Origin of the sequence: Nostoc sp. 'Peltigera membranacea cyanobiont' 213 (assembly GCF_002245975.1) — a bacterium.
Classification (GTDB): Bacteria; Cyanobacteriota; Cyanobacteriia; order Cyanobacteriales; family Nostocaceae; genus Nostoc.
The window spans coordinates 1-3,640 of sequence record NZ_NOLI01000286.1 but is presented as its reverse complement, the minus strand read 5'-3'; the positions used below and the strand labels follow the sequence as shown (position 1 = coordinate 3,640).

5 protein-coding genes are annotated in these 3,640 nt (G+C 42.1%); 1 reads left to right on the top strand and 4 read right to left on the bottom strand.

The annotated features are described in order from the left end of the window. The 3 genes from CDG77_RS34000 to CDG77_RS33990 all read right to left on the bottom strand — a co-directional run. A partial coding sequence (locus CDG77_RS34000) for a hypothetical protein (protein ID WP_094333546.1) occupies positions 1 to 656 on the bottom strand: 656 nt, incomplete at its 3' end. Between the two features lie 519 nt (positions 657 to 1,175). Beyond that, a complete protein-coding gene (locus CDG77_RS33995; protein WP_094333545.1) occupies positions 1,176 to 1,514 on the bottom strand; it encodes a type II toxin-antitoxin system RelE/ParE family toxin in 339 nt (112 codons plus the stop codon). Next, complete coding sequence (locus CDG77_RS33990) at positions 1,511 to 1,765, bottom strand: hypothetical protein (protein WP_094333544.1); 255 nt, start codon at positions 1,763 to 1,765, stop codon at positions 1,511 to 1,513. Before CDG77_RS33990 ends, CDG77_RS33995 begins: the two co-directional genes overlap by 4 nt. A gap of 189 nt (positions 1,766 to 1,954) precedes the next feature. Here CDG77_RS33990 and CDG77_RS33985 point away from each other — a divergent pair, with 189 nt between their 5' ends. After that, on the top strand, positions 1,955 to 2,302 hold the full coding sequence (locus CDG77_RS33985; protein WP_094333543.1) for a hypothetical protein: 348 nt from the start codon (positions 1,955 to 1,957) through the stop codon (positions 2,300 to 2,302). Positions 2,303 to 2,364: 62 nt separating this feature from the next. Here CDG77_RS33985 and CDG77_RS33980 read toward each other — a convergent pair whose 3' ends face one another. After that, the gene (locus CDG77_RS33980) at positions 2,365 to 3,570 is read right to left on the bottom strand and encodes a Zn-binding domain-containing protein (protein WP_223270136.1); all 1,206 of its coding nucleotides are present in this window, start codon (positions 3,568 to 3,570) and stop codon (positions 2,365 to 2,367) included. Between the last annotated feature and the right edge of the window lie 70 nt (positions 3,571 to 3,640).

The following is a 3,640-nucleotide window of genomic DNA, read 5'->3' as shown; positions in this document are numbered from 1 at the left end:
TAAATCTTGACTTCTGGAATAGCTTCTAAATTGACCATTGACGATAACTCAGGAATGACTATGTTTGATTGTGATTTTTTATCTGGAGATTGAGTCAGTAGTTTAATTAACCATTTTTCAGTCTGCATCTGATCCTTTTTATTCCAGCGTACATCCAATCTTTGGGCTGGTTTAACAGGATGTAATGCTAAAATTACGAGTTGTATTTGGTTAGGAGCAACTGAGTATTGTCTAGCCGTAGTCCACAATTTTACCCGGTCTTGCCAGCTTAAATATGGATGGCGTATAGCCCATTCATAAAGCCGGGGAATACCTTGTTTAAATGCTATATTTGTTAATACTTGAATAAAGTGCTTGTCGTCATTAATTGCAAGAGGTGCAATAACTGGATTATCGACTAATAACTTTTTCCGAGATTTAAAAATTTCCGGTGCAAGTTCCTGTATTTGATCAACCCACTGAGCAATTTGAGGATAGGCATTTAATAAAGGTTCTACAGTCAGTCCTAAAAATAGTTGTTTCATCACCAAAGATAAATTATCTGCAACTATAGAGTCAAAAGCAGAGCGATTTGGATAATATTTTTGACTGGGTAATAGGAGTTGTTGCTGTTTTTTAGTAATTTGTTGAATATCGGCAAGATTAATTACTGGCATGGTGGAGAGAATATAACATCTCTCCAATGCAGCGGTAAGCTGCAAATTAATTATACGTACAGCCAAGATCCAATAATTAGCTGTCAATCAAGGACATAGACCTATTCGTCAGGCAGTCATTGATTACAGCATATTAGATTTAGAGATCGATCAGATTGTTTGGCAGTTGATTGCTATGCACTCAGCGATAATATGGCTAATATCAGGTAAATAAAGCACATCTAATAAGAACTGTAAAATTACTGCACTAAATCTGAAGCAGTATTGTCACTTTGGATATTATTCAGTCTATTAGAGCTTCAATATGTGTTAGCCAAAGGCTTTGGCAAAGCCATCGCTCCGTTTTATTTTTATTGCTCTCATTGCTTCTTTATTTGTTACAAATGTTGTTTTTCTGCTTTCATGCGATCGCTCTGTAACGTGGTTTGGGCAAAGGAGTGTAGGCGTAGCCCGTCACCATCAGGCTACGCCTACACTCCATATCTTGAGGAAGATATTGTGGATGGAATGTCAATATGATCAATCTTCTACTTCCGGCTCACCAATTGTCTTCTGTGCGCCATGACGAATATGGAGAATTCTCACCGTGGAAACAGGCTGATCTTCAAGAACCGTAAATAGAATACGATAGGTTTGCTTTCCTTGCCCGTAAATAAGCTGACGAATTTCTTGACTAAAGAAGGCATCCTCTCGAGCGATTGGACAGCGCCGAGGCATTTCTTGCAGAGAGACGATTGCTTTAATCAGCCCTTGATACCAGAGTTGGGCGCGTTCATCTGTGGTAAACTGAGAAAAACTTAAGAATGTGGCATCCGCTTCGGCTTTCGCAATGCTAGAGAAATCAATGCGGTATGTCATGCTTCAAGAGACAATCCATATTTCTGATTTTGTTCAGCAATGAAGTCCTCTAAACTCGAAAATTGTCCTTGCTCAAAATCATCAAGCCCACGTTGGATTCCCTTTAAAGCCTCAAAAAAATCTTGATCGTCCAAACTCAGTCCTAAAGTCAGCACCGCTAGCGCCATTTGCGAAATATCTTGTCCAGTACTTTCAGCACGCTGTCGCAGCAGCGCCTCAACTTTCGGTGGCAGATCAAGCGTAATGGACATTGTGAGTTTTCCGAGCGTGATACTGGTTTTATTATAGCGATGTCTACGATGGGCGTAGCTGCGGCACCTCATAGATTGGGTAAAGCGGACTGCTCAAGTGTGGGAGTGCTTCACCTACGCCCGTTGTAGACATCGCGCTAATTCTAGATACCTGTAAAATTAAGCTGCAAGCGATGGCAACTCTTAGAAATGACTCAATCCCAACCTCCATTACCACAACCCAAACTAGAATCTGCTGGTATTACCTCTGACCAGTATTTTGAATTTACTCCAGAAAAACTAGAACTGAGCAACGGATATTTGGGTTATGGTGGACAAGACCAACTTGGGTTTCACTTGTCTGTTCTCACCAACATGGGATTGTTGACAGCAGTTCGACATACAAATTTGTCGCTGTGGCTAGAAGCACTCAAAGGTGTGGTCACAGAAAAACTACCGACTGTCAACGCCCAACCAGAAGTAGCAGAAGCAATACTCAATCGATTTAATCGGGCGATTGCAGACTTGGAGGCAGTGATTGAGTATCTGGAACAATAAAATCTGGAATTTGAGCGATGTTTACCACGATGCTTGTGTCAAACATCAGGTGCAGCGATGGGCTACGTCCCGGTGGAGGCGATGGTCTCCGACCGACCGGAGGTCATCGCATCTAACAACAGTAATCCGATCTGCTTCAATAAAGCAGTGTTACCATCAGGGCAACCATGTTGAATTAGGCACTTGGCACAGCCAGTATCGCAGTTGCAATCTAGTGCGATCTCTCTCGCAGCATCAGCAAGTTTTGGCAGATGTTTAAACACAGCTTCAGCCGCACCATTACCACCATCACTGGTATCATAGAAATAGCCTGTGTAATTGTTACTTTCCCCTAACTCCTTCACTACTGCAAAATTCACCTGTTTGGGGTCAACTCTAGCCACCAGCTGTAACGCTCTCATAATTTGATGCCCAAAGCTGTGGATAGCAATCAAGGTAGTGGAGTATTCCCATAACTGTTGATAGCCTGGTGGAATCGGTTCTCCACTGCGAGTAAGACTAGTTCTAGTTTCCTTGGCATTGTGCTGGAGGTATTCCCGCGCACTTGAGTTAATCGCTACTTTGACGATTGGTGCTGAAAATCGGGTACGGAAAGGCTGCTCAAACCTTTCTTCTGATAGAGTTTTCACAATCAAAGCTTTGCGTGTGAGTTTGCTACAAAGCGGACAACGACGTTCTTTAGGTAGCGGCTCTTTGTAGTTAAGACACCGCTTGTTCAAACAAGTCTGCTCATAGATTTGGGTCATTAAACTGTAACCACTAGTAATGTGCTTAACTTCACCAAAACTAAGTTCCAGGGTTAAGTATTCCTGACTGTCATCAACTTCACTGAGTTGAGAAAATAGCAATGGTAACTTCACCGGATCTGTTAGCACTGTTAGGCTACTGGTTTCTGATTCTGTAACTGCAACTGTAAACAGTGGGCTATCTGCTGTCTGTTTTAAAATGGCTTGCTTGCTGTTTAAGTCAAGGGAGATGCACTGATAAGTCAGCATTCGTCCATTTGCATCTTGTCGTTTGTAGATAGCTTGGGGATGGACTTCCCGGTGGGCAATATCCTCTGAAATTTCCTCCAGTTCTTCCCCAGATTCTGCATCTACTAGCTTGATGGTAGTTTGAGATAAACCACCCCGAAAGTTAACATCTTTATGGGGATAGCCTTTTGCCCACAGTCCATTACGACCTTTATTTAGATGCCCTTGGGCTAACAGGAGTTTTGCTACCTCATAAGCTGCTGTGCCAAAGTAGTGCTTTATTTTATCCCACATTCCGCACCCTAACTGTCACAAGTTCATTAGTACTTAACTAATTGTCGGCGAATAGTATTTATGAACTATA

Excerpts from the sequence above, each read along its gene's own strand:
- CDG77_RS33995 (WP_094333545.1), bottom strand. The coding sequence starts at position 1,514 with ATGACATACCGCATTGATTTCTCTAGCATTGCGAAAGCCGAAGCGGAT.
- CDG77_RS33990 (WP_094333544.1), bottom strand. The coding sequence starts at position 1,765 with ATGTCCATTACGCTTGATCTGCCACCGAAAGTTGAGGCGCTGCTGCGA.
- CDG77_RS33985 (WP_094333543.1), top strand. The coding sequence starts at position 1,955 with ATGACTCAATCCCAACCTCCATTACCACAACCCAAACTAGAATCTGCT.
- CDG77_RS33980 (WP_223270136.1), bottom strand. The coding sequence starts at position 3,570 with ATGTGGGATAAAATAAAGCACTACTTTGGCACAGCAGCTTATGAGGTA.